The sequence below is a fragment of the Pseudomonas sp. MAG002Y genome, assembly GCF_019400845.1.
Classification (GTDB): Bacteria; Pseudomonadota; Gammaproteobacteria; order Pseudomonadales; family Pseudomonadaceae; genus Chryseomonas; species Chryseomonas luteola.
The window spans coordinates 30025-55251 of sequence record NZ_WOEJ01000015.1; the positions used below are offsets into that span (position 1 = coordinate 30025).

The 25227-nt window shown below is 55.2% G+C and carries 25 protein-coding genes; 14 read left to right on the forward strand and 11 right to left on the reverse strand.

Annotated features, from left to right (window positions below):
* The first annotated feature begins 204 nt into the window (after positions 1-204).
* The 7 genes from GM154_RS19405 to GM154_RS19435 all read left to right on the forward strand — a co-directional run bounded on the left by GM154_RS19405 (position 205) and on the right by GM154_RS19435 (position 6917).
* Positions 205-420 carry a co-regulatory protein PtrA N-terminal domain-containing protein gene (locus tag GM154_RS19405; RefSeq protein WP_219653089.1) on the forward strand — a complete coding sequence of 72 codons (216 nt, stop codon included), beginning with the start codon at positions 205-207 and terminating at the stop codon, positions 418-420.
* Positions 421-594: 174 nt separating this feature from the next.
* Positions 595-2511, forward strand: coding sequence for a copper resistance system multicopper oxidase (locus GM154_RS19410; RefSeq protein ID WP_219653090.1), 1917 nt, complete (start codon positions 595-597; stop codon positions 2509-2511).
* Between the two features lie 10 nt (positions 2512-2521).
* Positions 2522-3556: a copper resistance protein B gene (locus tag GM154_RS19415; protein WP_010799575.1), complete on the forward strand. Its 1035-nt coding sequence runs from the start codon at positions 2522-2524 to the stop codon at positions 3554-3556.
* Positions 3557-3657: 101 nt separating this feature from the next.
* Positions 3658-4038, forward strand: coding sequence for a copper homeostasis periplasmic binding protein CopC (copC, locus tag GM154_RS19420; protein WP_010799576.1), 381 nt, complete (start codon positions 3658-3660; stop codon positions 4036-4038).
* 4 nt (positions 4039-4042) lie between these two features.
* Positions 4043-4981 carry a copper homeostasis membrane protein CopD gene (gene copD, locus GM154_RS19425; RefSeq protein ID WP_010799577.1) on the forward strand — a complete coding sequence of 313 codons (939 nt, stop codon included), beginning with the start codon at positions 4043-4045 and terminating at the stop codon, positions 4979-4981.
* 41 nt (positions 4982-5022) lie between these two features.
* Complete coding sequence (locus tag GM154_RS19430) at positions 5023-5490, forward strand: DUF411 domain-containing protein (protein ID WP_258019926.1); 468 nt, start codon at positions 5023-5025, stop codon at positions 5488-5490.
* Between the two features lie 236 nt (positions 5491-5726).
* On the forward strand, positions 5727-6917 hold the full coding sequence (locus tag GM154_RS19435) for a hypothetical protein (RefSeq protein ID WP_219653092.1): 1191 nt from the start codon (positions 5727-5729) through the stop codon (positions 6915-6917).
* Positions 6918-6927: 10 nt separating this feature from the next.
* Here the strand turns inward: GM154_RS19435 and GM154_RS19440 are convergent, their stop codons facing one another.
* Together GM154_RS19440 and GM154_RS19445 are read right to left on the reverse strand one after the other, a co-directional pair.
* Positions 6928-7623: a response regulator gene (locus GM154_RS19440; RefSeq protein ID WP_219653093.1), complete on the reverse strand. Its 696-nt coding sequence runs from the start codon at positions 7621-7623 to the stop codon at positions 6928-6930.
* A gap of 7 nt (positions 7624-7630) precedes the next feature.
* On the reverse strand, positions 7631-9022 hold the full coding sequence (locus GM154_RS19445) for an ATP-binding protein (protein WP_219653094.1): 1392 nt from the start codon (positions 9020-9022) through the stop codon (positions 7631-7633).
* A 148-nt stretch (positions 9023-9170) separates the two neighbouring features.
* Here GM154_RS19445 and GM154_RS19450 point away from each other — a divergent pair, with 148 nt between their 5' ends.
* The 3 genes from GM154_RS19450 to GM154_RS19460 are packed head-to-tail and all read left to right on the forward strand — an operon-like array spanning position 9171 to position 14875.
* Positions 9171-10340, forward strand: coding sequence for an efflux RND transporter periplasmic adaptor subunit (locus tag GM154_RS19450; RefSeq protein WP_219653095.1), 1170 nt, complete (start codon positions 9171-9173; stop codon positions 10338-10340).
* A 9-nt stretch (positions 10341-10349) separates the two neighbouring features.
* On the forward strand, positions 10350-13481 hold the full coding sequence (locus GM154_RS19455) for an efflux RND transporter permease subunit (protein WP_219653096.1): 3132 nt from the start codon (positions 10350-10352) through the stop codon (positions 13479-13481).
* On the forward strand, positions 13481-14875 hold the full coding sequence (locus tag GM154_RS19460) for an efflux transporter outer membrane subunit (protein ID WP_219653135.1): 1395 nt from the start codon (positions 13481-13483) through the stop codon (positions 14873-14875). Before GM154_RS19455 ends, GM154_RS19460 begins: the two co-directional genes overlap by 1 nt.
* 569 nt (positions 14876-15444) lie before the next feature.
* Here the strand turns inward: GM154_RS19460 and GM154_RS19465 are convergent.
* On the reverse strand, positions 15445-15696 hold the full coding sequence (locus GM154_RS19465) for a hypothetical protein (protein ID WP_219653097.1): 252 nt from the start codon (positions 15694-15696) through the stop codon (positions 15445-15447).
* Between the two features lie 178 nt (positions 15697-15874).
* Here GM154_RS19465 and GM154_RS19470 point away from each other — a divergent pair, with 178 nt between their 5' ends.
* From GM154_RS19470 to GM154_RS19485, 4 genes are all read left to right on the forward strand, one after another.
* Positions 15875-16369 (forward strand): RadC family protein, encoded by a 495-nt coding sequence (locus GM154_RS19470; protein ID WP_219653098.1) that lies wholly within the window; start codon positions 15875-15877, stop codon positions 16367-16369.
* A gap of 79 nt (positions 16370-16448) precedes the next feature.
* Positions 16449-16724, forward strand: a complete 276-nt coding sequence (locus GM154_RS19475) for an HU family DNA-binding protein (RefSeq protein ID WP_219653099.1) — start codon at positions 16449-16451, stop codon at positions 16722-16724.
* A 248-nt stretch (positions 16725-16972) separates the two neighbouring features.
* On the forward strand, positions 16973-17176 hold the full coding sequence (locus tag GM154_RS19480) for a carbon storage regulator (RefSeq protein WP_219653100.1): 204 nt from the start codon (positions 16973-16975) through the stop codon (positions 17174-17176).
* 95 nt (positions 17177-17271) lie between these two features.
* On the forward strand, positions 17272-18018 hold the full coding sequence (locus tag GM154_RS19485) for a hypothetical protein (protein ID WP_219653101.1): 747 nt from the start codon (positions 17272-17274) through the stop codon (positions 18016-18018).
* Between the two features lie 141 nt (positions 18019-18159).
* On the opposite strand, the gene GM154_RS19490 is transcribed toward GM154_RS19485, so the two are convergent.
* Genes GM154_RS19490 through GM154_RS19525 form a run of 8 tightly spaced genes read right to left on the reverse strand, consistent with a single transcriptional unit; the run spans position 18160 to position 25218 of the window.
* Complete coding sequence (locus tag GM154_RS19490; RefSeq protein WP_010799277.1) at positions 18160-18864, reverse strand: GntR family transcriptional regulator; 705 nt, start codon at positions 18862-18864, stop codon at positions 18160-18162.
* A 3-nt stretch (positions 18865-18867) separates the two neighbouring features.
* Positions 18868-19275 (reverse strand): oxalurate catabolism protein HpxZ, encoded by a 408-nt coding sequence (gene hpxZ / locus GM154_RS19495; protein WP_219653102.1) that lies wholly within the window; start codon positions 19273-19275, stop codon positions 18868-18870.
* A complete protein-coding gene (locus GM154_RS19500; protein WP_219653103.1) occupies positions 19272-19946 on the reverse strand; it encodes a cysteine hydrolase family protein in 675 nt (224 codons plus the stop codon). The genes hpxZ and GM154_RS19500 overlap by 4 nt, the downstream gene beginning before the upstream one ends.
* Complete coding sequence (locus GM154_RS19505; RefSeq protein ID WP_219653104.1) at positions 19943-21475, reverse strand: ABC transporter ATP-binding protein; 1533 nt, start codon at positions 21473-21475, stop codon at positions 19943-19945. The genes GM154_RS19500 and GM154_RS19505 overlap by 4 nt, the downstream gene beginning before the upstream one ends.
* A gap of 3 nt (positions 21476-21478) precedes the next feature.
* The gene (locus tag GM154_RS19510) at positions 21479-22168 is read right to left on the reverse strand and encodes a cysteine hydrolase family protein (RefSeq protein ID WP_219653105.1); all 690 of its coding nucleotides are present in this window, start codon (positions 22166-22168) and stop codon (positions 21479-21481) included.
* A gap of 4 nt (positions 22169-22172) precedes the next feature.
* Complete coding sequence (locus GM154_RS19515; protein ID WP_196122454.1) at positions 22173-23180, reverse strand: formamidase; 1008 nt, start codon at positions 23178-23180, stop codon at positions 22173-22175.
* A 12-nt stretch (positions 23181-23192) separates the two neighbouring features.
* Positions 23193-24113, reverse strand: a complete 921-nt coding sequence (locus tag GM154_RS19520; protein WP_196122452.1) for an ABC transporter permease — start codon at positions 24111-24113, stop codon at positions 23193-23195.
* On the reverse strand, positions 24106-25218 hold the full coding sequence (locus GM154_RS19525) for an ABC transporter permease (protein ID WP_219653106.1): 1113 nt from the start codon (positions 25216-25218) through the stop codon (positions 24106-24108). Before GM154_RS19525 ends, GM154_RS19520 begins: the two co-directional genes overlap by 8 nt.
* Positions 25219-25227 lie beyond the last annotated feature (9 nt).

Below are 25227 nucleotides of genomic sequence, written 5' to 3' on the forward strand. Positions count from 1 at the left end.
GTGTCAATGTTTGTTACAGCAAGGTCTGCAGGCCGCTCAAAGCAATCCTATTGAGCTCTTGACAGGGACGCCCAGCGTTTTCCCACAGCTGACTAAACTGTAATTTTCACTTCATCCTGCCGACAGGCTTGAGTGATTAAGGTTATCCCGAGCTTAACGCTTTCCCTGCGATTACCTAGAGGCGAACAGGGAACACTTAATCACATGAAGGTACTGAAAATGAACGCTGTTAAATCATTATTTATTGCTTCTGCACTGATGCTCTCCTCTTTGGCTATGGCCGAAAGTGGTGGTGATCGTGTCTTTGACCGTATGGCTCAGGCCCGTGAAGCATCGGTCGCTACCATGCAAACTCAGGAGTCCAAAGCAGCCACCATAGTCGCGGAGGATAAGGAGACCAGGAAGCACTCGCACTGCTAAGCGCTTGAGCAGGCCAACCTTACAGAAATGTAATCATGCGGCTTACTCAAATATGGCATTTTCGTCGCGCTTGTAGGCTGGTAAGCGTTGACATAAGGGCTGGTGATGTCTGTCTTGCCCTTTACACCTTCCTTTCATAACGGCTCTGACTCAATGACTGATTGGACACACGGCATGCAATCCAAAACTTCAAGGCGAACGTTCGTAAAGGGTATAGCCGCCGGAGGCATCCTGGGTGGACTGGGCTTGTGGCGTAATCCAGTCTGGGCGATCACAAGTCCTGGCATGCAGAATGTATTGACCGGTACTGAGTTTGACCTCCTGATCGGAGAGACGCCAGTCAATATCGCCGGTAAATCAAAACCTGCCATGACCATCAATGGCGGGCTGCCAGGCCCTCTGCTGCGTTGGCGTGAGGGTGATACGGTAACGCTTCGAGTCCGAAACCGTTTGAAGGATACAACCTCTATCCACTGGCACGGCATTATTCTGCCGGCCAATATGGACGGCGTACCAGGGCTTAGTTTTCATGGCATCGAGCCCGATGGCATGTATGTCTACACGTTCAAGGTCAAGCAGAACGGTACCTACTGGTATCACAGTCATTCCGGTTTCCAGGAGCAGTCAGGGGTATATGGGCCGTTGGTCATTGATGCCAAGGACCCTGAGCCTTTTATCTACGATCGTGACTATGTGGTGATGCTGACCGACTGGACCGACGAGGATCCTGTCCGCTTGATGAAAAAGCTCAAGAAGCAGGCGGACTACTACAACTTTAACAAGCGCACCGTAGGCGACTTCATCAACGACGTCAGTGAGAAAGGTTGGTCTGCAACCATGGCTGATCGCAAGATGTGGGCCGAGATGAAGATGAACCCCACGGATCTGGCCGACGTCAGTGGTTATACCTACACCTACTTGCTAAACGGCAAAGCGCCGGATGATAACTGGACAGGTGTCTTCCGACCGGGTGAGCGTTTACGACTACGGTTCATAAATGGCTCGTCCATGACGTACTTTGATCTTCGGATTCCGGGCCTAAAGATGACGGTTGTGGCTGCTGATGGGCTTTATGTGAATCCGGTTTCCGTTGATGAGCTAAGAATTGCTGTCGCCGAGACCTACGACGTGATTGTTGAGCCTACCCAGGAGGCCTATACCCTTTTTGCTCAGTCCATGGACCGCACTGGTTTTGCCCGAGGCACCCTGGCGGTTAGTGAGGGTTTATCAGCGCCCGTCCCCCCTCTTGATCCTCGCCCTCTTGTCACCATGGATGATATGGGGATGGGTGGGATGGACCATGGAAGTATGGGGGGAATGGATCATAGCCAAATGCAGGGCATGACCCAGGATTCAATGCAGGGCATGTCTACCATGAGTGGCCGCCAATCCATGCAGGGTATGGATCATAGTCAGATGCAGGGTATGAACCATGACTCCATGCAGGGCATGACCGGTATGGACGGTGGGCAGATGCAGGCAATGGATCACAGCCAAATGCAAGGCATGGACCATAGCCAAATGCAGGGCATGTCCTCAATGGGCGGTATGGCTGGAATGGGAGCTATGCAGTCCCATCCCGCTTCCGAGCAAAACAATCCCCTCGTGGACATGCAGGCAATGAGCACCAGCCCAAAACTCGACGACCCAGGTCTGGGACTTCGAAACAATGGCCGTCGTGTTCTGACCTATGCCGATCTCAGAAGCACCTTTCCGGATCCAGATGGCCGTGATCCCAGCCGGACAATCGAACTGCATCTTACCGGACACATGGAAAAATTTGCCTGGTCCTTTAACGGTGTGAAGTTCTCGGACGCAGAGCCTGTTCGCCTCAAATATGGTGAGCGTGTAAGGATCGTATTGGTGAACGACACCATGATGACGCATCCCATCCACCTTCATGGAATGTGGAGCGACTTGGAAGATGAGAGCGGTAACTTCATGGTGCGTAAACACACCATCGATATGCCTCCTGGATCAAGGCGCAGCTATCGTGTGACAGCAGATGCCCTCGGGCGATGGGCCTATCACTGCCACCTCCTGTACCACATGGAAATGGGCATGTTCCGTGAAGTCCGTGTGGAAGAATGAGGATATCGATATGTCGCACCTGATTGGATCAAAGAACACGCTGGCCGGCGCCCTCTCTGTAATGCTGGGCGCTGCGCAGATACCTGTAGCCTTGGCGGCAGAAGCTCAGATGCAGGGCATGGATCACAGCCAAATGCAGGGTATGGACCATAGCCAGATGGAAGGTATGGACCATAGCCAGATGCAGGGTATGGACCATAGCCAGATGCAAGGTATGGACCATAGCCAGATGCAGGGTATGGATCATAGCCAGATGCAGGGTATGGATCATAGCCAGATGCAAGGTATGGATCATAGTCAGATGCAGACTATGGGACAGGAGAAAGTGACTCAGAGCCGCACGCCTATTCCTGAGTTAACAGACGCTGATCGCGCAGCAGTCTTCATCGACTCTGATGGCCACGCTGTACACGATAAGGCTCTTAATACCTTTTTGCTGCTCGATCAGCTTGAGTGGCAGGATGCTGATGAAGGCAACGCCCTAAGCTGGGATGCTCAAGGCTGGATAGGCGGTGATATTGATCGCTTATGGATTCGCTCTGAAGGTGAGCGAACCAATGGCAAAACGGAAGAAGCAGAAGTACAGGCCTTATGGGGCCATGCTATTGGTCCCTGGTGGGATGTAGTAGGTGGTATCCGGCAGGATTTCAAACCTGGCTCTCCACAGACGTGGGCTGCTTTTGGCATACAGGGAATGGCTCTCTATAACTTTGAAGCAGAGGCCACGGCTTTCATTGGTGAAAATGGACAGACCGCCGCCCGCCTCGAAGGCGATTACGACATATTGCTGACCAACCGCCTGATACTTCAACCAACTGCCGAAGCCAATTTCTACGGAAAAAACGATCCTGCCCGCGGTATCGGCTCAGGTCTCTCTGATACTGAGATCGGAATCAGGCTTCGTTATGAAATCCGCCGGGAGTTTGCGCCCTACATTGGCGTGACGTGGAACCGTACCTATGGAAACACGGCCGACTATGCCCGAGAGGAAGGCGAGGACAGGAGCGAAGCTCGCTTTGTCGCAGGTGTCCGTATGTGGTTCTAGCGGTTCGGTATCGCCTGTTTAGCGATTGAGCGATCACTTAAGTTGTTCCAGAAAACAGTGTCTTTAACTCACTATACAGTCCTATCTGTAAGGAGCCTTGCATGTCTGTACGTACCCTTTTTGGCAGTGTAGCGATGACGTCTGGCTTGCTGCTGAGCAGCCTGGCCCAGGCTCACCCTGAGCTTGTTGCATCAACCCCGGCAGCCAATGCCGAGGTGTCCTCCCCTGCGAACATAGAGCTCAAATTTTCGGAAAAGCTTTCTACCCAGTTTTCAGGTGCAAAACTCACCATGACTGAAATGCCAGGCATGAAGCATCCGCCCATGAATATAGAGGCCAAAGTCTCTGGCAGTAATGATCCCCAGGTTATGGTTATTACCCCGGCAAAGCCTTTGGTGGCAGGCACCTACAAGGTTGACTGGCGCGCAGTGTCTTCTGACACCCATCCCATCACGGGTAGTGTTGTTTTCAAAGTGAAGTGATGCCATGGGCGACTGGATCAATATTGCTGTTCGGTTTGCGCTCTACGCTGACCTCATGCTGCTGTTTGGCTTACCCCTTTTTAGTCTTTATGCCTTGCGTGGAGGGGAGCGCCTAGCTGGTACAGCGTTACGGTTCGGGTCGCTCATTACAGGGACAGCAGTACTTGGAATCATGCTGTCCTTGCTTGCCATGCTGGTCCTGGCGAAGTCCATGAGCGGCGTCTCGCAGTTCATGGAGCTGGAGCGGCATGTATTTGAAATGATCATCACAGGTACTGATGTCGGTTTTACCTGGATTATCAGAATCGCCGCGCTGGTCCTGGCCTTGCTGGCAGCCCTACTACTTAGGCGCTGGCCGTTGGCGTGCCTTGGGCTTGTTAGCCTGTTTGGGGCAGTAGCCCTGGCTACACTTGCCTGGGCGGGACATGGCGCAATGGATGAAGGCACCCGTCGCTATGTTCACTTTACGAGCGACATCTTCCATCTTGTTGGAGCAGGTGCCTGGCTAGGAGCATTGGCGGCCTTTGGCCTGCTACTACGCCCAGGAAGCCTTGTAGCGTCTGAGCATATGCATCTGCTTAGTCGCGTGTTGAACGGCTTTGCTACCACCGGAACCGTTATTGTCGTAACGCTCTCGATAACGGGGGTAATCAACTATGGACTCATCGTTGGCCCTACGCTTGATGGCCTGTTATCCAGCCTCTATGGACAACTTCTTCTTGCAAAGCTGGCCTTGTTCGCCTTGATGCTGGTACTTGCAGCTGCCAATCGCTTTCGCCTGAGCCCTTTGCTTGAGCGTTCCATTCAGCATTATCAGCATCAACAGGCTGTAACAGCCCTGCGTCGTAGTCTTTTTATGGAAATAGGCGCTGCCATTTTGATCCTTGGACTGGTTGCCTGGTTGGGTACCTTGAGTCCTGAGATAGAAATGGCCATGGAGTAGCTTCTCGCTATGGGCTCATGAAAATCAACCGGAGCAGTATCATGAAAAACACACGTGTCCGTTTAGCGAACCTGATGGTGGTCGCTAGCATCGCGCTTCCTTTATTTCAGTCCTTTAGCCATGCAGAAGAACAGCTAAGTATTGATGTTTATCGCGATGCTAACTGTGGCTGTTGCAAAAACTGGGTCAAGCACATGCAAGCCAATGGCTTTGAGGTGCATGACCATGTCGAAACCAATATGAGTGCGGTTAAGGAGCGTTTAGGCGTAACGCCGCACCTGGCGTCCTGCCATACAGCTGTCGTGAATGGAAAGTTTGCTGAAGGTCATGTGCCGGCAGAGCAGGTAAAAGAACTGGCTAAACGTAGTGATCTGGCTGGAATGGCGGTTCCGGGCATGGTAGTCGGTTCGCCTGGTATGGAGTACGGGGATCAGCAACAGCCGTATCAAGTGCTTGGTCTGACCAAGCAAGGCGCTGAGCAGATTGTCGCGCAGTACCCACAGAAATAAGGTTTTACCCCCAGCCCTTCTTAACCGCTCCTTGCCTTTTCAACAGGCATTGTCTGATTGCCTACCTGCAGGATGTAACACTACTGCTGTTGGAAAGAGATATTATCCTCCGTCTCTATCCAATAGACTCCAAGAGTGTTACCTCCGGTTTGTCCTCTGCTCACAAGGACGTAACACTTTTTTCCCTTGACCTAGATTAGGTTAGACGCGACGAGAGCGCTGAGCGCGCACGTAGAATGGCCGAGCGAAACGAGGATGCCATTGTCCCAGTAAACCTTGCGGCCAGCGAGGGTGGTGAAAACTGGGTGCTGTCCCCTATCGCCGACTTCACCACCGACGACATCTTTGCCTATCTGGGCCAGGTGCGCTCAGGGCAGATCCGCTGCTACGACAATTTTGATGCGCTGGTCGAGGTTTATAGAGATATGAACGGCGGTGATTGCATGGTTCTTTCCTACTTGAGCGGTGCCGATGCACGCCGCCGTCCCGGTTGCGGCGCCAGAACGGGCTGCTGGACGTGCCTGCGTGTTACCAGCGATGCCTCAGCCGAAAACATGATTGCCAAGCAAGGCGGCCAGTACAGCTGGTTCAAGCCGCTCCATGACCTGCGCTCGTACATGAAGGCCCGCCACTTCGATCCCTCTGCCCGTTGCTGGCTAAGCCGGCAGGTAGACGAGCGTACCGGCCGCATCAAGATCAGTCCCAATGCCTACAGCCCTGCGTATACGCTTGAGCTCCTGCGCCTGATCCTTACCATTCAGATTCAGGAAGAGGAAAGCGCGCGCCAGCTGGGTATCAAACCACGCTTCACAGTTCTTTCCATGCGCCAGATCGTGGCAATCGACATGTTGTGGGGCCGCTATGGCTATCACGAGCCGTTTATGGCGTTGCGGACCTATCTGGAGATCTACGAGCAGGACGCACGCTATCCGCTACCCGATATCTCGAACCTGCCCACATGGACCGAGAAGGATGTCGCCTTTCGCGCCGAGGCCTTCCTGTGCGACGAATTTTACGGCTCTCTTTTCGACGGGCTGCGTAGTCTTGATCATGCGGTGGCTGGCGCTGAATCGCTCACTGTGACGCACCAGGGTAAGCCTGTGACCGATGTCGTGACTACCGACGAGTTCGCCATCGACGAGGAAGGCCTTGAGCTGTTTCTGTCCCTTGAGCTTGACCACGCCCTGAACCGCGTCTCGCTCGACGCTGCGCCCTCGTCAGCTGTTCACTATCTGTTAGGACTCGGCACCGTATCGTTAAGCAAGGGCGGCCATGCTGAATGGACTACTCCAGCTTGGACAGCGTCACCAATACTCCACGGCTTTGACCTTTGCAAATTTTCAAGCCTCGCTCGGTCACCCAATCTGCAGAGCTGGGACAAAGCTGTACGTCTCCTTCGAACTGACAGCCCTTCAAAGATCTTTTAGCCTATAAAACTCATTCAGTTGAGTCGTTGATTAGTAACGGCTTCTCTTCAAGACAGTAACCTGCACCATAAATTGAGCGGATAAACTCAAGCCCCGGCGCTACCTTCTCCAGCTTCTTACGTACATTTCGCACGTGACTGTCTACCGTTCGATCGGTAACCAAGCGATGGTCATTATAGAGATGATTCATCAACTGATCTCGGGACATTACGCGCCCCGGAAGCTTGGCCAGGGCACTTATCAATCTAAATTCCACAGCAGTAAGATCAAGTGCTTTCCCGTTATAACTAGCTTGATAGCCTTGCAGATCAATGGTTAGTCCGGTGCTTTGAGCCACTGCTCCTACGCGACGTAGCACAGCCTTAACTCGGGCCACGACCTCACGCGGGCTAAAAGGCTTACAGATATAATCATCGGCTCCTAGCTCCAGGCCTAACAAGCGGTCAATCTCATCCACACGAGCCGTGACCATGATTATAGGCACTTGACTAATTTGCCGAATATCACGACAAAGATCTAAACCATCCCGGCCAGGCAACATAATGTCGAGCAATACTAAATCGTAATGCTCTGCTTTGAAGGCAGGCAAAACATCCAGGCCATTAGCGAACTCACTCACCTTGTACGAGGCAGCCTGCAGGTAGTCTTTCAGGAGCGCTGCCAGTTTGGGTTCATCTTCGACCAGAAGAATGTGCTTACACCTCATAAAACCTCTACGCCTGGCAATCGGCGGTCGTCAAGGGAAGGTACAGTCTCATCCATACACCACCTTTTGGCGAGGCCTGCGCCGTTAGATGGCCATGATGAGCCTCAGCAATTGCCTGGCAGATAGCCAAACCGAGACCGGCACCGCCACTGCTACGGTTGCGTGAATGCTCTACTCGGTAGAAACGCTCGAACAGCCGATCGTAATCTTTTTCAGGCACACCAGGAGCAGTATCTTCACAATCGATACGTACATGATCACCTTCAAGTATCCCGCGCAAGTGTACTTCGCCACCAGGGCTGGTGTAGCGCAGGCTGTTTTCTAACAGGTTATAGAGCAATTGATTTAGTCGGCGCTCATCCCCATGCACCCATAGCGATTTATGCCACTGCGTATACAGATGCAAGCCATGCTCTTCCAGGCGCGGCTCAAACGTCTGGGCTACGCCTGAAAGCAACAGCGCCAGATCAACTGGCTGACGTTGATAATTGAGCCCACCCACCTGAGCAATGGATAACTCGTGTACGTCATCCACCAGTTTGTTCAACGACAGCACTTCAGCCTGAAGTGAGCGCACGGTGTTGTCGTTGATTGGGCGGATACCGTCCTCAATGGCTTCTAGCTCCCCACGTAATATTGCCAAGGGGGTACGCAGCTCATGAGAGATATCCGCCATAAAATCACGCCGTTGACGCTCGTTGTTTGCCAGGGTGCTGGCCATCTTATTGAAGTCCGCAGCCAATTGGGCCACCTCGTCATTAGAGGTTATCACCACCTGTGCGTTGTAATCGCCAGCGGCAAGACGATGGGTCGCTGCTGCGACGCGTTTTATAGGTTGCAGTAACCCACGAGTCACCCACCAGGCGATCAAGGCCGACAGTAATAGGCAAAATGTCCCAATCACGATCCCAGAGCGGATCTGACGCTTTTGAAAACGCTGATCACCTGCGGCGCTGACGCTTTCGAAAGGTGTGACGGCCAGCCAGCCGACAGCTTCATTACCCTGGCGTACGGCGCGCAGGATCGATGGGGTACTAAATTGTCGATAACCTGCGATGTACTGCTTTTCTGCGCTTAGTAGGGTAACGCGCAGAAAGGCACCCGTAAGATCCGATACCGGCGGTGAGGTAGGCCGCTCACCCTCCGCTAGCCCTTCGGGGCGCAACAGGTTGAACCATTCCTCTTGTCTCTCCTGAAGAAAAGACCAGTCGCCATGCTGGGCGTACGCTTCTTGAAGACGCGGCAAATTGCTTTCCATACGCTGTACCGCCTGCTCATTGAGATAGCCAAGAAAGCCCTGGGTGAAACTCAGATAGGCAGCCACCCCCATCGCAAGCACCGTAGCGGCACAAAGGGTCAGCACAGCGAGAAAGACTTTAGTGGAGAGGCTTATTTTCATGGATGACAGATATAGGCGGTGGCGTCAGAAGCACCCAATGTGGTCCTTTATGCCGACCGCTGGCAAGCCTGAAAGGCCATTCTCCATATTTGCTGCAAATTTGCAGCGCAACCTTGGAGGCTGATAACGTTTACCGGAGTCTAGCTCTATGCTCTTTCCTGCCAACCGCCTCGCTGTTCTGGCCATGCTTTTGCTACTTAGTGGCATGCTTGCCAGTTGTTCAGGCGAAGACCAACCCAAACCCTCCAAGCCGTCCACAGAGGTCGGCACCTACACCGTCAAAGTCTCTGCCCAAGCCGTCAGCCTGGAGCTGCCAGGCCGAACCAGTGCCTATATGGCCGCGCAAATTCGCCCTCAGGTGGGCGGCATCATCCAGCAGCGGCTGTTCAAAGAAGGCGAAGCGGTTAAGGCTGGACAAGCGCTGTATCAGATTGACCCGCAAAGCTATCGGGCCGCCCTGGCCGAAGCCCGGGCTTCGGTTGCCTCAGCCAAGGCTACGTTGCGGGCTGCAGAGCTCAAAGCCAAGCGTGATGAACAGCTGATAAAGATTGACGCGATCAGCGCCGAGGACAATGAGTCGGCGCAGGAAGCTCTTTTGCAAGCCCGCGCGACGTTACAGTCAGCCCAGGCCGCTGTGAAAACGGCTCAGATCAATCTGGATTATACCCGCATCACCGCTCCAATCGCAGGACGTACTTCTGCCTCCACGGTTACACCCGGTGCATTGGTGACCGCTGCTCAAGATACGGCATTGACCACCGTGCAACAACTAGATCCCATCTATGTGGATGTCACTCAAACCAGCGCACAGTTGCTACGCCTCAAGCGTGATTTGGCCAAGGGTCTGCTGTCTGCAAGTGATGCCAGGGATGCAACAACCATTCAATTGATCCTGGAAGATGGCAGCCTCTATGAGCATCCAGGTACCCTTACTGTTCGCGGCCTGACAGTAGACGAAGGGACTGGAAGCGTCACACTTCGTGCTGAAGTACCCAACCCGGACGGTCTTTTGCTGCCAGGCATGTATGTCAAGGCGCGAATCCAAGAGGCGGTACAACAAGATGCTCTTCTGATACCGCAACAAGCGGTTACCCGCGACGCTCGGGGGGACGCAACAGCCCTGGTAGTAGTCGACGGCAAGGTCGAACAACGTCAGTTAGCGCTTGTAGAAGCCGTTGGCAATCAGTGGTGGGTAAGCAGCGGCCTGGGGGCAGGCGACCAACTGATCGTCGAAGGCTTGCAAAAGATCCAGATTGGCGATCAGGTCAAAGCTAAACCCGTTGACGTGCCTGCCACGCAAACCGCTTCGGCACAGTAAGGAGACGACGTGGCTGCATTCTTTGTTAACCGCCCAGTCTTTGCCTGGGTTATTGCTATAATGATCATGCTTGGCGGCGCGCTGGCCATCTTCCAGCTTCCCCTGGCTCAATATCCCAACATCGCCCCACCGCAGGTCAAACTTAGCGCAACGTATACTGGCGCCTCTGCCAAGACAATGGAGGACTCGGTCACTCAAGTGCTTGAGCAGCAGATGACTGGGCTGGAAGGCCTCATGTATATGTCCTCCACCAGTAGCTCCGACGGCACGGCTTCCCTGACCCTAACCTTCAAAGCCGGGGTTGACGTTAACACTGCGCAAATGCAGGTCCAGACAAAGGTCGAGCAAGCCAAATCGCGCCTGCCCGAATCAGTACAGCAGCAAGGTATCGAGATTCGTAATACGGCTAGCGACTTCCTGATCATCCTGTCTCTGGTGTCAGACAATCCAGAGGTTACTGCCACCGATATCAGTGACTTTGTTGCTAGTACCCTGTACGACCAAATCAGCCGCGTAAGCGGGGTTGGCGATGTAACCTCGCTCGGTTCAAGCTATGCCATGCGAATCTGGCTTAACCCAGATAGGCTCAAGCAGTACTCGCTGATGCCTTCGGACATAAGCAGCGCACTTGAGGCACAAAATACTGATACCTCCGCCGGCCAGCTCGGCGCCTTGCCTGCGGTCAAAGGGCAGCAGCTAAACGCAACCATTACGACACGCAGTAAATTACAGACTGCACAGCAGTTTCGCGATGTGGTGGTCAAGTACGCAAGCGATGGTTCAGTTGTGACCTTGGGTGATGTAGCCCGGATTGAACTAGGCAGTGAAAGTTATGATGTCATCGCTGAGCACAACGGACGTCCCTCCGGTGGTATCGCGGTCAGCCTGGCTACAGGTGCAAACGCTATTGACGTAGCGGAAGCCGTACAGGCCAAAATGGCCGAGTTGCAACCCTTCTTTCCCAGCAGATTAAAGCTTAAAGCCGAGATCAGCTATAACACCGCACCGTTCGTAAAGATTTCGATCGAAGAGGTAGCCAAAACGCTATTCGAAGCGATCGGGCTGGTCGTGCTGATCATGTTCGTGTTTTTGCAAAACTGGCGCGCCACCCTGATCCCAGCCATCGCAGTACCTGTGGTCCTACTCGGCACGTTTGGCATCCTGGCGATTCTGGGTTATTCCATCAATACATTAACTATGTTTGGTATGGTGCTCGCGATTGGCTTGTTGGTCGACGACGCGATTGTAGTCGTGGAAAACGTCGAGCGCATCATTGTTGATGAGGGGCTTTCGCCCAAAGAGGCAACACTTAAATCCATGGGCGAGATCAGCAGCGCGCTGATTGGTATCGCGGTAGTATTATCGGCCGTGTTCGTGCCGATGGCATTTTTTAGCGGGTCGACAGGCGTAATCTACCGCCAGTTCTCGGTGACCATGGTCGCTTCGATGGTGCTCTCGGTACTGGTAGCGCTCAGCCTTACGCCAGCCTTGTGCGCGACATTGTTAAAGCCCTCCCAACATAATGACCAAGCCAAAAAGGGGTTCTTTGGCTGGTTCAATCAGACTTTTGACCAATTGGCTAACACCTATCAGCGCAGTGTCGGCCTGGTACTTGGCAGGCCGACCAGGAGCCTTTTGGTCTATGCATTGATTCTGGGTGGCATGGCCGTATTGTTTGTCCGCTTGCCTACCTCGTTTCTGCCCGATGAAGACCAAGGCATGCTTATGGCGCAGGTAACCCTTCCCGTAGGAGCTACCGATGAGCGTTTACAGGAGGTGATGAAGGACGTTCAGGCCTACCTGCTCAAGCAGCCTGAAGTGGATGCAGCAATGACGATTCGGGGGATGGGCAACGGGGGAAATGCGCAAAACTCAGGCCGCGGCTTTATCAAACTCAAGGACTGGAGCGAGCGTGCTGGGGCTGAGCACAGCGCCAGCGCCGTTGCCCGCCATGCGACTCAGGCCCTTGCCAGTATTCGTGACGCCGACATCTTTATCATGGCGCCACCAGCTATTCAGGGCCTAGGGCAAAGCTCGGGCTTTGATGTGCAGCTGCAAGATCTGGCCGGCCTTGGTCACGCCACACTACTGGAGGCCCGAAATAAATTCATAGCCCTGGCTAATAAAGATCCACGTCTAGCCAACGTACGGGCTCAAGGCCTTGAGGACACACCAACCTTCCAGGTGAAAATCGACGACCGCAAAGCAGGCGCCTTAGGCATCTCTGCAAGTGATATCAACGATACCTTGGCCACCGTAATTGGCGGCAGCTATGTCAACGATTTTCTTGATAGTGGGCGTGTCAAGAAGGTTTACCTGCAAGGCGACAGTGCCTACCGCATGCTGCCCCAGGACGTGAGGGACTGGTACGTGCGTAACGACCAGGAGCAAATGGTACCCATGGCAGCCTTTATCTCAACAGGCTGGAGTAAGGCCTCTCCCCTACTTGAGCGCTATAACGGCTTTGGCTCGTTTGAGTTGGTGGGTGAGCCTGCCAAGGGCGTAAGCTCGGGTGATGCCATGTTGGCAGTTGAGCAGATCATGGCGCAATTGCCTGAGGGGATTGGTTATGAGTGGACCGGCTCATCATATCAGGAGCGAATTGCTGGCAATCAAGCGCCACTCCTTTACGCAATCTCCATTCTGTTTGTGTTCCTTTGCCTGGCAGCATTGTACGAGAGTTGGTCGATTCCGCTCTCGGTCATGCTGGTGGTTCCGCTTGGTGTAATGGGTGCCCTGTTGCTGACCAGTCTGCGCGGCCTTTCCAATGATGTGTATTTTCAGGTGGGGCTGCTCACTACTATTGGCCTGGCGGCAAAAAACGCAATCCTTATCGTAGAGTTTGCCAAGGAAAGCTATGACCGTGGTCAACCCCTGATCCACGCCACGCTAGAAGCGGTGCGTCTACGTCTGCGACCAGTATTAATGACTTCTCTGGCTTTCATGCTTGGCGTGCTGCCGTTGGCTCTGAGCACCGGTGCCGGCTCGGGTGGCCGTCAGGCTATTGGGACGGGGGTCCTGGGCGGTATGGTCACTGCAACTGCATTGGGCTTGTTTTTTATTCCGTTATTTTTTGTTCTGGTGCAGCGCCTTATCGCGCATCGTCGCACCAACCCTACTGCTCCTGTAGGAGAAGCATGATGCTGCGTCCTTTATTGCCCATGGTCTTGATGACATGCCTGGTAGGTTGCGTCAACCTGGCCCCGGACTATCAAACACCCGAGGCTCCAATACCAAGCCAGTGGCCGGCTCCTGCTGCTGTCTCCGAGCAACTTCCAGCCGATATCGGCTGGGAGCAGTTTTTCACCGACGCTCGGTTACGCAATACGGTAAGGCTCGCTCTATCAAATAACCGCGACTTGCGTATTGCCGCATTGGACATACAAAAAGCTCGCGCTGAATACCGCATCACTCGCGCTGACCTTTTTCCATCGGTCTCGTCCAGTGCTACTGGTACCCGCGAGCATGGTAGCTCTGGTAGCTCTAGCGGTTCGACCAGTAGCGGCGTTAGCAATACCTACACGGTAGAACTTGGCTTTAGCAGTTACGAAATCGACGTGTTTGGCCGCCTGAACAACCTTAAGGACGCAGCGCTGCAAACGTATCTTGCCACTGAAGAAACCCGTCGTAGTACCCAGATCAGCTTAGTGGCTGAAGTTGCCAGTGCTTGGTTGACCCTGGCCTCTAACCAGCAACTGTTAGCGCTAGCCCAGCAAACCTACACCAGTCAGCAAAAGACCTACTCGCTGGTTGAGCGCAGTCATTCCTTGGGTGGCTCCTCAGGGCTAGAGCTGGCCCAGGCGCGCTCTACCGTGGAAACTGCCAGAGCTGATGTAGCAAACTACCAGAGTGAAGTTGAGCAATCTATCAATGCACTTAATCTGCTGGTAGGTGCGTCAGTGCCTGATAGCCTGTTACCTGATGATCAGGCCAGATCTATAGCCTTGCTGGTGCAAGTCCCCACGGGGCTGCCCTCGACTATGCTGCAACGCCGCCCTGATGTGCTGGCGGCCGAACACACCCTCAAAGCTGCCAACGCTGATATCGGTGCCGCCAGGGCTGCATTTTTTCCAAGCCTGACCTTGACCGCTGCTACGGGTACCGCCAGCACTGAGCTTTCCAATTTGTTCAAGGGTTCCAGTCGTACCTGGAGCTTTGCGCCAAGCCTCAATTTACCCATTTTCAACGCTGGCGCTAACCGGGCCAGCCTTGAGGCAGCAAAGGTTGAAAAGCAGATTGAAATAGCCCAGTACGAAAGCACCCTGCAGACGGCGTTTAAAGAGGTTGCGGATGCCCTTGCCGTACGTGGACACATCAATGAGCGTCTCGATGCTCAACAAGCCTACACTGACGCCAATCAACGAAGTCTGGATTTGGCTCAGGCGTTGTATCAGCAAGGCTCAGAAAGTTTCTTGAGTGTGCTTGATGCTCAACGCTCGCTATATTCGGCACAGCAGACACTTATCTCTCTAAAGCTTTCGGAACAAAACAACCGCGTTACCCTGTACAAGGTGTTAGGCGGCGGTTGGGGATGAAACATTCACCTGCAGACAACTCTGGGACAGGCGAGTAGATAGTCAGGACCTAGGCTGAGCTGTTCAGGCTAGGTCCTTTCGTTTAAATCATTCCAGCTCGACCACTGCAGTCGGACCAGATCTTGCTGTTGCTTGCAAGCTTCCTCCAACGGCAGAAATACTCTCACTCACCTCTTGAGCCAACTCATCCGACTTCCATAATTTCTTCATAAAGCTCTTAGGCCTGTTACGAGTAGGCATAGGACTCAAAAAGGTTTGAGCCTTAAGAAGGGCTTTGCGGGCAAGAACCCTGGTGTGATTTCCTGCAATAAACGCAGTACACATACATCTAGCTTTAATGGATCAATCGGGACATCCCGTTTGCTTACTCAAAGATGCTTAAACTGGATCGAACCTTAAAGGCAGCGCCCTTATCAGCCGCTCACGATCTGCTAGGGCTGTTAAGCAAGGACGGGCCTGCAAAATGGTCACGCATGCTGACACTTAGCAACCCGCTCTGGCGCTTGGATATAGACCCGCAGGCACTGACCGAGACCTATAGGCGCCTGGCTAGAAAAAAGACCTGTCGGCTAAGGCTCTTTATGTGATGCTAGAGGATAAGCCAGACATTTGTTGTAGCTGACCTCTTCCACCTGAGCGGGTAACAAGTCAGCCTGCTCATGAAACACGACGGGTACTGCCAGAGCACTGATTCGTTGTACTTCAGGCTCGTTATCAAATGTAGGCCCCACAACAAATTGCCGGGTCAGGTCTTCTTCCAGACCGCTATCCCGAATCTCGGCAATTTCAAACCATTGATCTAGAGCGCCTCCCTGTCGCATGGCGGGCCTTTACTCTCGCGAAGTAGTTGTGAGGAACGGGTTGTGTTTCACGCGTCTTCGTCTGTGAATATGTCTGATGTATTCATTTTCGATTGCCCGACGGCTGGTCTCTTGCATCACCCGATTTCGATGAGACGCTGGATTTATAACCTGCGACTGATCGAGGCGCTTCACACCTATGAGTACCCATCAAAAGTTCAAAGCCGGTGAGACGCACGGGACGTATGTTATTGACGGGCCTGTTACCGAGCAGGATATCCTGCAGATGGCCAGAGCTCTGGCGTGTCGGCGCTTCTGTCGGGGGTTGCCCTTCACCGGGACCCGAGAGGTTTTCCCTTATCTGCAAACCCTGTTGGCTGACTATGAGCACGAGGTGTTTGCCACAGTTTTCCTGGACAGCCGGCATCGTTCAATCGCCTACCGCAAGCTGTTTACCGGGACGATTGACCATGTCGCGGTGCCGCCCAGGGAGGTTGTCAAAGCAGCGCTTGTACACAACGCCGCAGCCGTGATCCTCGTGCATAACCATCCCTCAGGTGATCCCGAGCCCAGCGAGTGCGACCTTACCGCTGAGCTAAACCGTGCACTGGCCTTGGTCGGTGTCCGGATACTTGATCACATTGTCGTGGCAAACGAGGGCTGTGTCTCACTGGCCGAGCGCGGCTATCTGTAGCCCCAGCCTAGAGCGGATTAGTACATGTCCTGCGCTCAGGCTATCATGGGGGTCCGTTTCTTATCTTTACGGTACACACATGAACAAATCCGAACTGATCCAGGCCATCTCCGAAAAGGCAGACCTGAACAAGGGCATGGCAGAAAAAGCCCTGAACTCACTGGTTGAAGTGATCAGCGGCGAGCTGACTAAAGGAGAGACGGTGGCGCTGGTGGGGTTTGGCACCTTTCAGGTCAGCGAACGTGCGGCGCGCAAGGGACGCAACCCGCAGACCGGACAGGAAATCGATATCGCAGCCAGCAAGAATCCCACCTTCAAGCCCGGCAAGGGCCTGAAGGATGCCGTGAACAGCTGATCTTTGTGCTGTCCGAAAAGCCCCGCCCAGCGGGGCTTTTTCTATGGGAGCGCTCCGAAGCCCGCAGCAGTAGCCAAGGGCTTACAGAGCCTTCAGGAAAATCCTGTTGTTGTCTCTGCTTAAGACCTCGTATGCTATATCGAGTATGCGGTACGGCTGCGCCGGATTGTCGGGATAGCTCATCCTGTCTACAGGCGCTGCCAGGATATCACCACCGCGTTTCTCAATACCCCAGCAAGGAAGCCAGCATGGGACTCGTTCTAACTCGCCAGGAAGGCGAAAACATCATTCTTCTGCTTGACCCCGAGTGTGATGAAGCCCAGGTGCTTGATGCCCTGCGCCATGAGGGCATCATGCTCTCGATTACCCATGCCCAGAACGGCAAGGCCCGCGTCCTGATCGAGGCGCCGCAGGACATCTCTATCATTCGCGAAGAGCTGATCGAAGGCTAAGACGGCTGCGCCTGTTACTAGGGCTCCTGTCTGCCCAAGGCCCCTGATGCCAAAGGCGTGATCACCGTACCCGATACCATCAAAAAGGATTTTTTATGCCACGTGCCTGGATGGCCGCTGCCCTGACTCTTGTCCTCTCACCTGCCGCCCTGGCTCAGGACTGCTCGGTAAACGAAATTCTTGAGCAGGTCTATGGACCTGACCACAAGGCCGATCTTGAGCTTTCAACCTGCAAGGTGTGGCCAGCCCGGCCAGGGATCACCCTTGTTGCCGCGGGGCTAAATCGCGATGGCGACGACCAGGTTGGCAGTGAAGATCTAGAACTGCTGCTGGTGGACACGGCCACGTCCAGGGTAATTGCCCGCCGCCTGGAAGAGGATCGTCTCGGCTACGATGCTATCCAGGTTGGCAAGCTCACATTTGATACAGCACCCTATAAGCTCAACGACGACGTACTCGCCTTTGGCTTGAGAATTGGCCGCCATAACAACTCGGGTGGGTATCCCTTTTCACAGACATCCCTGACACTTTACATCGCGGGAAAAAGCGGACTTGAGCCTGTATTGGAGGATCTGTTGGTCGAATCTTTTTCTGGCGAAACAGACGCTGTTTGCAAGGGAAGATATGAGGAATCGGTCGCTACGCTTGCCTTGGGAAGCGCAACATCACATGGGCTGCATTCATTGGCTGTGACCCAGCACATCTCTACCTATCGTGAGGTCATGGGCACATCAAATACGTGTATGCCTGAGGATGAGAAAACAGCCCAGCACCGATATACGCTGACTTTTGACGGGCATCATTACCCCGTCCCACGTGAATTAAAGGCTCTGACACCGTAAAGGCGGGGCCAGAGGCGATGGATGTCAAGGAAAGCAGTAGAAACAGCGTACTAACTCGTCTTTCGTTACTTTGGTCGGCGCTATGAAGCATACAGCAGAGGCTAGCAGGAGGTGAGAGCATGACACCTCTATGTCTGTGCTTTATTTTGCAAGCGCGGCGGATGGATTGTCGTATCGACGCCGTGCCTCTGCAAGCATCGAAAGACTCAACTTGCGGACCTCAATCTTGCTCTGCTCGATATGCGCGCGCAGCATTCGCAACGCTTCATCCCGTTTACGGGAGAGCAATACCCTAAGAATACTGGCGTGCTCATTGTAAGTCTCTTCAATGCGGGCACGCTGAGTGAAGTCCAGACGGCGAACGATGCGTATATGTTCCGTGACCTCTCGGTGTAATCGCAGCATTTCACGGTTGCCGGCTGCCGCAACCAAGCCATTGTGAAAGGCTTCATCAAGTCCAGCCACTGTCTGCATGTCAGACTGACGTCTGTCTACCGGGACAGTCCATACCTGCCAGAGATCTTCCAGTAACTCCGTTAAATCAGGCAGGCTGCAAAGGCGCTCTACTGCCGCGGACTCCAGCACGATACGCAGATCATACAGCTCATCGATACGAGTAAAATCCAATGGCTTGACCATCCAGCCACGACGAAACTCTACATCAAGATACCCTTCACGCTGGAGCCTATAGAGAGCGTCGCGTACCGGTGTTCGCGACACCTGATAGCGCTCGGCTAGCTGAGTCTCAGTGAAGCGATCATGAGGGAGCAGATAGAAATCAAAAATCTCCTGCTTGATTCTGATATAGATCTGCTCAGCCAGTGCGTTACTTTGGAACTGGGTCATAAGCTATCCGCGGGATTCCAATGTACCTAGATCAATACTGACGTGGGCTGCTACGACCTTCCAGGCTCCGTCGAGCCGCATCCATGTTTGCATCTGGCGCCCCACATGCAAGGTAACGCCATCACTGAATTCGGTGCTGACCGTAGCGCAGCTCTCACCAAAGGTTGTGATGACGGTATTATACAAGCGCCTGCCTGGCCCTACCGGTTGGCAGACCCGCCGATAATCGGCAATAGCCTGACTGCCATAAAGATTTTCGGCAACGCCGAAGCGCACGGTATATGGGGACTCCCAGAAATACGCATCAAGCGTTTCCAGTTCATTGGCGACCAGCGCACGTTCATAGTCTTTGAAGGCAGCCGTCACCGAAGCCACTACGCTAGGGAGGTTGATTACGGAAACCGAAGTCATGGTCTATCCTCTTGCAGAGCGGCCTCCAGGGCCGTCAGATGTGCAGTACGGCCGACAATGCCCCCCTGAGCGACGATCATTTCCAGCGTGGATCGCTTGAATGCGGGGAAATAGCTTTCTGTCGCCTCTTCAATCAACAGGCAGCGATACCCGCGGTCATTGGCCTCACGCATGCTGGTTTGAACACACACTTCAGTGGTAACACCGGCAAATAGCAGATGGCTGATGCCACGTGCCTGAAGACGTTCATGCAGGCCGGTCGCGTAAAACATGCCCTTGCCGGGTTTATCGATCACCCACTCGCCTTCGGCCGGTGCGACATCGGCAACGATCTGGTTTCCGGGTTCGCCACGTACCAAAATACGCCCCATCGGACCTGGATCGCCAATACGCAAGCCTGGCAGGCCGTGTGCGTATTTGGCATCCGGGCAATCGGACAAGTCTGGAAGATGTGACTCTCGAGTATGGATAGCCAACATGCTCTGTTGACGAGCCAGTTCGAGCAGGCGCCGAACAGCCGGAACGATCGCCTTCAGTGGCGTCACGTCATTGCCCAGCGCAGCACCAAAACCACCCTGCTCGATGAAGTCACGCTGCATGTCGATTACGACCAGCGCGGTATTGGCCGGCTCGAAGCTGAAATCATTAGGATTAGCCGTAACCCGAATCATATAGCCTCCGTCTGGGCATTGCCGCCGGCCATGTAGTGTCCCAATACGGTCCTGTCTGCCTGGGCTATATCGGTCTCGAACCCAATATGCCCGTCGTGCATCACCAGGATGCGATCAGACAGCTCAAGTAGTTCATCCAGGTCCTCGCTTAACAGCAGGACCGCCGCGCCTGCATTTCGGGCCTCGACGATCCGTCTGTGAATCAAGGCAGCCGAGGCGAAATCCAGCCCAAAAACCGGGTTGGATACGATCAGTACCGATACACCCTCGGTCAGTTCGCGGGCGAGTACGGCGCGCTGAACATTACCACCGGAAAGCGTACCGATGGGGCGTTCGGGATCAGCTGGACGTACCTGGAAGCGCTCGATAAGAGCCTTGGCCTGTGTACGAATCGCTCGGCGGTCGATGCGCCAGCCCTGACGGCACAGTGGCGCCTGGTCAAAGTTGCGCAGGGCCAGATTCTCCGCCACGCTCATGTTGGCAATGCACGCATTGCGCAGCGGCTCTTCCGGCAGACTGTAAACATGCATGTGCTGCATCTCGCGGCGGCTAGCACGATAGGGATTACCGTTTACGCGGACTTCACCCCCGCTGGCCTTGCGCTGACCGAGCAAGGCTTCAGTAAGCTCACGTTGACCATTGCCGGAAATCCCCGCGATTCCTACGATTTCTCCCGGCCGTACGGCCAGCGAAAGCCCGCTGACCGCAAGTGTACCCTTGTCACCCGGCACATCGAGCTTTTGGACCTCCAATCGCGGAGCGCTGTTTGCTACGGCAGGTCGCTCAAGCGCAACCGTACGGGTATCCGCCTCACCCATCATCCATATCGCCAGCGACTCAGGTGACGTCGCAGAAACAGCGGTGCTACCGACCAGGCGGCCTTTTCGCAGCACCGTCACATCATCGGCAAAGGCGGTTACTTCACGAAATTTATGGGTAATCATCAACACCGAGATCTCGCCCCGGTGTGCCATGTCATGCATGAGCCCCAGCACCTCATCGGCCTCCTGTGGCGTCAGCACTGATGTCGGCTCATCGAGAATGATGAAGTGCCGTTCCAAATACAGCTGCTTGAGAATTTCGAGCTTTTGTTTTTCGCCGGCTGCCAGGCTGCTAACGGGACGGTCCAGATCGAGCCGGAACGGCATACGTGCCATGAAGACCGCGAGACGCTCACGCTCCTGCGACCAGTCGATACGCCAACCCAGGTCGTTCCGTGACAGCACCAGGTTCTCCGCGACGCTGAGTCCCGGCGCCACGGTAAAGTGCTGGTAGACCATCCCGATCCCCAGCGCATGGGAGTCTATGGGCGTGCGAATCTGCCGCTCTCGGTCGTTCACGACAATCGCGCCCTCATCGAGCGGACCGTAACCGACAATTCCCTTGACCAGGGTGCTCTTGCCGGCACCGTTTTCGCCCAGCAGGGCATGCACGCTTCCCGCCCTGACCTTAAGCGATACGTCCGCCAGGGCGCGCAAGCTGCCAAAGGATTTGCCGGCACCGATAATTTCCATGCTCAGGGCACGCATGGATCAGGCCCGTCCCAGCACATCGAGTAGCATCGACGAATTGCCGACAGCGCCAAAGACCCCGCCCTGCATCTTGATCATGTTAAGCGCTGCCAAATGGTTGCCGTGATCCGTTGCACCGCAGCAGTCCTCGAGGAGGATGCACTCGAAGCCACGGTCGTTACCCTCGCGCATGGTGGTATGGACACAGACATCGGTCGTGATCCCTGTAAGAACCAAGTTGTCGATTCCGTGGTTACGCAAGACGAGCTCAAGATCCGTCGCATAGAAGGATCCCTTGCCGGGCTTATCGATGATGATCTCGCCTGGCAGCGGTGCCAGCTCCGGAATGATCTCCCATCCCGGCTCGCCGCGTACCAGAATGCGTCCACAGGGTCCGTCATCGCCAATGCCGGCGCCGATACGCTGCGACCGCCAGCGCTTGTTGGCGGGCAAATCGGCTAGATCGGGGCGGTGGCCTTCGCGGGTATGGATGATGGGAAATCCCTGTGCCCGCATGACCTCGAGGACGCGCTTTATGGGTTCAATCGGTGCGCGGGTCAGCGAAAGGTCATACCCCATGGTATCGACATAGCCGCCGACACCACAGAAGTCGGTTTGCATGTCGATGATCACCAGGGCGGTGTTGGCCGGATCGAGCCGACCGTCATAGGGCCAGGGATAAGGCGCTGAGGCGAGATGACGTAGATTCATGGGATCATTCCTGGGTAGAGGGGGTGAATAGGCGTTCCGGGGCGGGAAGCCCGCAGGAGGTCCCATCGGTGTGGATGACTTCACTCTCCCAGGGCAGCCGGTAACGGCCCGCCGCCAGGTCATGCATATAGGTGTAGGGGCAATCCTGCGCGCCACCCTTGACGGCAGAATAGCCGCGATGGCCAAACTGATAGATGTTGTTTTCTACGCCCCAGTGCAGGCGGGCTTCACGCACCAGGTCCGGACGCATTTCGCAGCAGACGATCTCGTCGGCGCGCCCACCTCCCTGGTTCATGATGCCGCCGTCAAAATCGACGAACATGGCTTCGCCCATCGAATCGAATGTGCCATCGGAGCCGCACATACACACACTGGCGGTTTGCATTAAGTTGCAGAAGGCATTCGCCTGATTGGTAATCTGCCAGGCATGGCGAATCGGTGCGGTATAACCGGCAGTCCGGATCATGATTTCGGCCCCCTTATAGGCGCACTCACGTGCCATTTCTGGGAACATGCCGTCGTGACAGATGATCAGTGCCAGCCTGCTGCCACGGGGACCTTCACAGACAGGAATTCCCTGGTCGCCCGGCTCCCAGGGTTCAACCGGCACCCACGGATGCATTTTGCGGTAATACAGGCGGATCTCACCGGTGTCGTCGACAATGATTCCACTGTTGAACGGATTGCCCCTGGGATTGGCCTCCATGATGGAAAAGCAGCCCCAGATCCTATTGTCTACGCAGGCCTGGCGCAGCGCGGCCACTTCCGGACCATCTAGAGAGCACAGGATTTCGGGCGAGGTATCCATGGACAGCCCGTGCAGGGAGTACTCCGGGAAGACGATCAGATCCATGCTAGGCATGCCGCGCCGGGCTTTACCGACCATTTCCACGACCCTTTGGGTCTGCGTCCACAGCGCTTCACGGGTATGCGGATCCGGCAGCGACAGTTGAGCCAGACCGATCACGACACCATTAGGCGACTTATTCAAACCACCAAGTCCACTGGACATGAGCATTAACCTCTATCGGGTGAGACTGAGTTCGCCAGGGGCGCCAGTCAGGGTGCGGTTAGGTTGGCAGGTGATAAACATCACTAGCAGTGTTAGGGCATAAGGTGCGGCGGCAAACAGGTAATACCCTGTATTGATACCCACCGCCTGCAGGGCGGGGCCGATGGCACCGGCAGCACCAAATAGCAACGAGGCCCAAAGGCAGTTCAGGGGTTGCCAGCGGGCAAAGATCACCAGGGCAACGGCCATCAGTCCCTGGCCACTAGAGAGCCCCTCGTTCCAGCTTCCCGGGTAGTACAGTGACAGATAGGCCCCGCCGACGCCCGCAAGAAAGCCGCCTATGGACGTTGCCCAGATGCGTACCTTGATTGGGCGGTAGCCAAGGGCCTGGGCCGACTCTACATGATCACCGACCAGGCGCAGCATCAGGCCCCAGCGTGTACTGCGCAGCCCCCAGTGCAGCAAGATGGCGAGGGCAACGCCCAAGAAAAACAGCACGTTGATATTGAGCGCCGAGCGCACCCGTTCATCGGCACTCCATTGCCCCAGCGAAAACGAAGGCAGCATGGGTGCCTGCGGTTGGATGAAGGCTTTGCCAAGAAAGAAGGCAAGGCCCGTTCCGAGCAGAATGAGGGCGATACCAAAGGCGATATCGTTGACCCTGGGCAGCGAGCAGACAATGCCGTGCAGGAGTCCCAGGGCCAAGCCGGTACTGCCGGCTGCCAGTACGCCCAGCCAGGGTGAGCCAGAGAGATAGGACACGGCATAACCAGTCATGGCGCCGGCCACCAGAATTCCTTCCAGACCCAGGTTGATACGCCCGCCCTTTTCGGTCAGGCATTCACCTAGGCTGACGAACAGGAACGGCGTTCCTACCCGGACGGCACCTGCCAGCAGAGCCAGCAGGAATGTCAGCCAATCAATATTAGCCATGGCTGGGCACTCCTGCGGCCGAGGACGCCGATTTCTCAAGCAGTCGCAGGCGCCAACCCGTGATGCGTTTGCTCAAGGCTTCCCAGGCCAGCAAGTTAGTAAACAGAATGCCCTCGAGAATCAGCGTGGTCGCATCGGGCAGATCCAGGCGGCGCTGTAGCAGGCTGCCGCTCGCTTCCACACCACCCAATAGTGTTGCGCACACGATGATCGCAACTGGGTTATGCCGGGCGGCAAAGGCAACCAGGATTCCACTAGTGCCATAACCGGCGATCAGCGCGGCGTTCGCGCTACCCTGTACGGCCGCAACCTCGAACATACCTGCCAGACCCGCGGCCGCACCACCCAGCAGGCAGGTCATCAAGACCAGACGGTCAACCGGCAGGCCAAGCATACGAGCAGTTCGAACATTGCCGCCCACGATGCCTAATGAAAATCCGCTGACGCTGTGGCGCAACAGGATGTAAGCCAACAGGCAGGCGATAACACCCGCCACAAGCCCCCAATGCACCGCGAAGGCGTCGCTGACGGTGCCGATGAGATAAGTATCATCGAGCGGTACGGTCGAGGGCTTGTTCAGACTGCCCGGATCGCGCAACGGTCCTTCGACCAACTGCCGGAACAGTGCAATGCCGATATAGGAAAGCAGCAGGCTGCCAATCGTCTCGTTGAGACCACGCTTCTGACGCATCCAGCCGGAGAGGCCGATCCACAGGCCGCCGACCAGCATGGCCGCCAGCCCCATCAGCGCTAGCATCAGCATGGAGGGCAGCGCCGGCAGCCACAGCGGTAGTACCGCAGCGGCCAGGCCACCAAGTACCAGCGCCCCTTCCCCGCCGATGATGATCAGCCCGGCCCGGGCCGGCAGTGCGACGCAAAGCGAGGTCAGCATCAGGGGCGCAGCTCGCTGGAGTGTATTTTCCCAGGCGAAGGAAGAGCCGAACGCGCCTTCAATCACCAGGGCCCCCGCCTCCAGCGCCGGCTTGTTCTGCACGGCGAGAAACAACAGGAACAGCACACAAGACGCCAGTACAGCAAGCAGCGTGGGCAGGCCTGGCAGTGCCTTGGCCGCCAGGCTTCGTACCTTGTTATCAAGGCTACTCATATAACAAGC

Excerpts from the sequence above, each read along its gene's own strand:
- GM154_RS19405 (WP_219653089.1), top strand. The coding sequence starts at position 205 with ATGAAGGTACTGAAAATGAACGCTGTTAAATCATTATTTATTGCTTCT.
- GM154_RS19410 (WP_219653090.1), top strand. The coding sequence starts at position 595 with ATGCAATCCAAAACTTCAAGGCGAACGTTCGTAAAGGGTATAGCCGCC.
- GM154_RS19415 (WP_010799575.1), top strand. The coding sequence starts at position 2,522 with ATGTCGCACCTGATTGGATCAAAGAACACGCTGGCCGGCGCCCTCTCT.
- copC (WP_010799576.1), top strand. The coding sequence starts at position 3,658 with ATGTCTGTACGTACCCTTTTTGGCAGTGTAGCGATGACGTCTGGCTTG.
- copD (WP_010799577.1), top strand. The coding sequence starts at position 4,043 with ATGGGCGACTGGATCAATATTGCTGTTCGGTTTGCGCTCTACGCTGAC.
- GM154_RS19430 (WP_258019926.1), top strand. The coding sequence starts at position 5,023 with ATGAAAAACACACGTGTCCGTTTAGCGAACCTGATGGTGGTCGCTAGC.
- GM154_RS19435 (WP_219653092.1), top strand. The coding sequence starts at position 5,727 with ATGGCCGAGCGAAACGAGGATGCCATTGTCCCAGTAAACCTTGCGGCC.
- GM154_RS19440 (WP_219653093.1), bottom strand. The coding sequence starts at position 7,623 with ATGAGGTGTAAGCACATTCTTCTGGTCGAAGATGAACCCAAACTGGCA.
- GM154_RS19445 (WP_219653094.1), bottom strand. The coding sequence starts at position 9,022 with ATGAAAATAAGCCTCTCCACTAAAGTCTTTCTCGCTGTGCTGACCCTT.
- GM154_RS19450 (WP_219653095.1), top strand. The coding sequence starts at position 9,171 with ATGCTCTTTCCTGCCAACCGCCTCGCTGTTCTGGCCATGCTTTTGCTA.
- GM154_RS19460 (WP_219653135.1), top strand. The coding sequence starts at position 13,481 with ATGCTGCGTCCTTTATTGCCCATGGTCTTGATGACATGCCTGGTAGGT.
- GM154_RS19465 (WP_219653097.1), bottom strand. The coding sequence starts at position 15,696 with ATGCGACAGGGAGGCGCTCTAGATCAATGGTTTGAAATTGCCGAGATT.
- GM154_RS19470 (WP_219653098.1), top strand. The coding sequence starts at position 15,875 with ATGAGTACCCATCAAAAGTTCAAAGCCGGTGAGACGCACGGGACGTAT.
- GM154_RS19475 (WP_219653099.1), top strand. The coding sequence starts at position 16,449 with ATGAACAAATCCGAACTGATCCAGGCCATCTCCGAAAAGGCAGACCTG.
- GM154_RS19480 (WP_219653100.1), top strand. The coding sequence starts at position 16,973 with ATGGGACTCGTTCTAACTCGCCAGGAAGGCGAAAACATCATTCTTCTG.
- GM154_RS19485 (WP_219653101.1), top strand. The coding sequence starts at position 17,272 with ATGCCACGTGCCTGGATGGCCGCTGCCCTGACTCTTGTCCTCTCACCT.
- GM154_RS19490 (WP_010799277.1), bottom strand. The coding sequence starts at position 18,864 with ATGACCCAGTTCCAAAGTAACGCACTGGCTGAGCAGATCTATATCAGA.
- hpxZ (WP_219653102.1), bottom strand. The coding sequence starts at position 19,275 with ATGACTTCGGTTTCCGTAATCAACCTCCCTAGCGTAGTGGCTTCGGTG.
- GM154_RS19500 (WP_219653103.1), bottom strand. The coding sequence starts at position 19,946 with ATGATTCGGGTTACGGCTAATCCTAATGATTTCAGCTTCGAGCCGGCC.
- GM154_RS19505 (WP_219653104.1), bottom strand. The coding sequence starts at position 21,475 with ATGCGTGCCCTGAGCATGGAAATTATCGGTGCCGGCAAATCCTTTGGC.
- GM154_RS19510 (WP_219653105.1), bottom strand. The coding sequence starts at position 22,168 with ATGAATCTACGTCATCTCGCCTCAGCGCCTTATCCCTGGCCCTATGAC.
- GM154_RS19515 (WP_196122454.1), bottom strand. The coding sequence starts at position 23,180 with ATGTCCAGTGGACTTGGTGGTTTGAATAAGTCGCCTAATGGTGTCGTG.
- GM154_RS19520 (WP_196122452.1), bottom strand. The coding sequence starts at position 24,113 with ATGGCTAATATTGATTGGCTGACATTCCTGCTGGCTCTGCTGGCAGGT.
- GM154_RS19525 (WP_219653106.1), bottom strand. The coding sequence starts at position 25,218 with ATGAGTAGCCTTGATAACAAGGTACGAAGCCTGGCGGCCAAGGCACTG.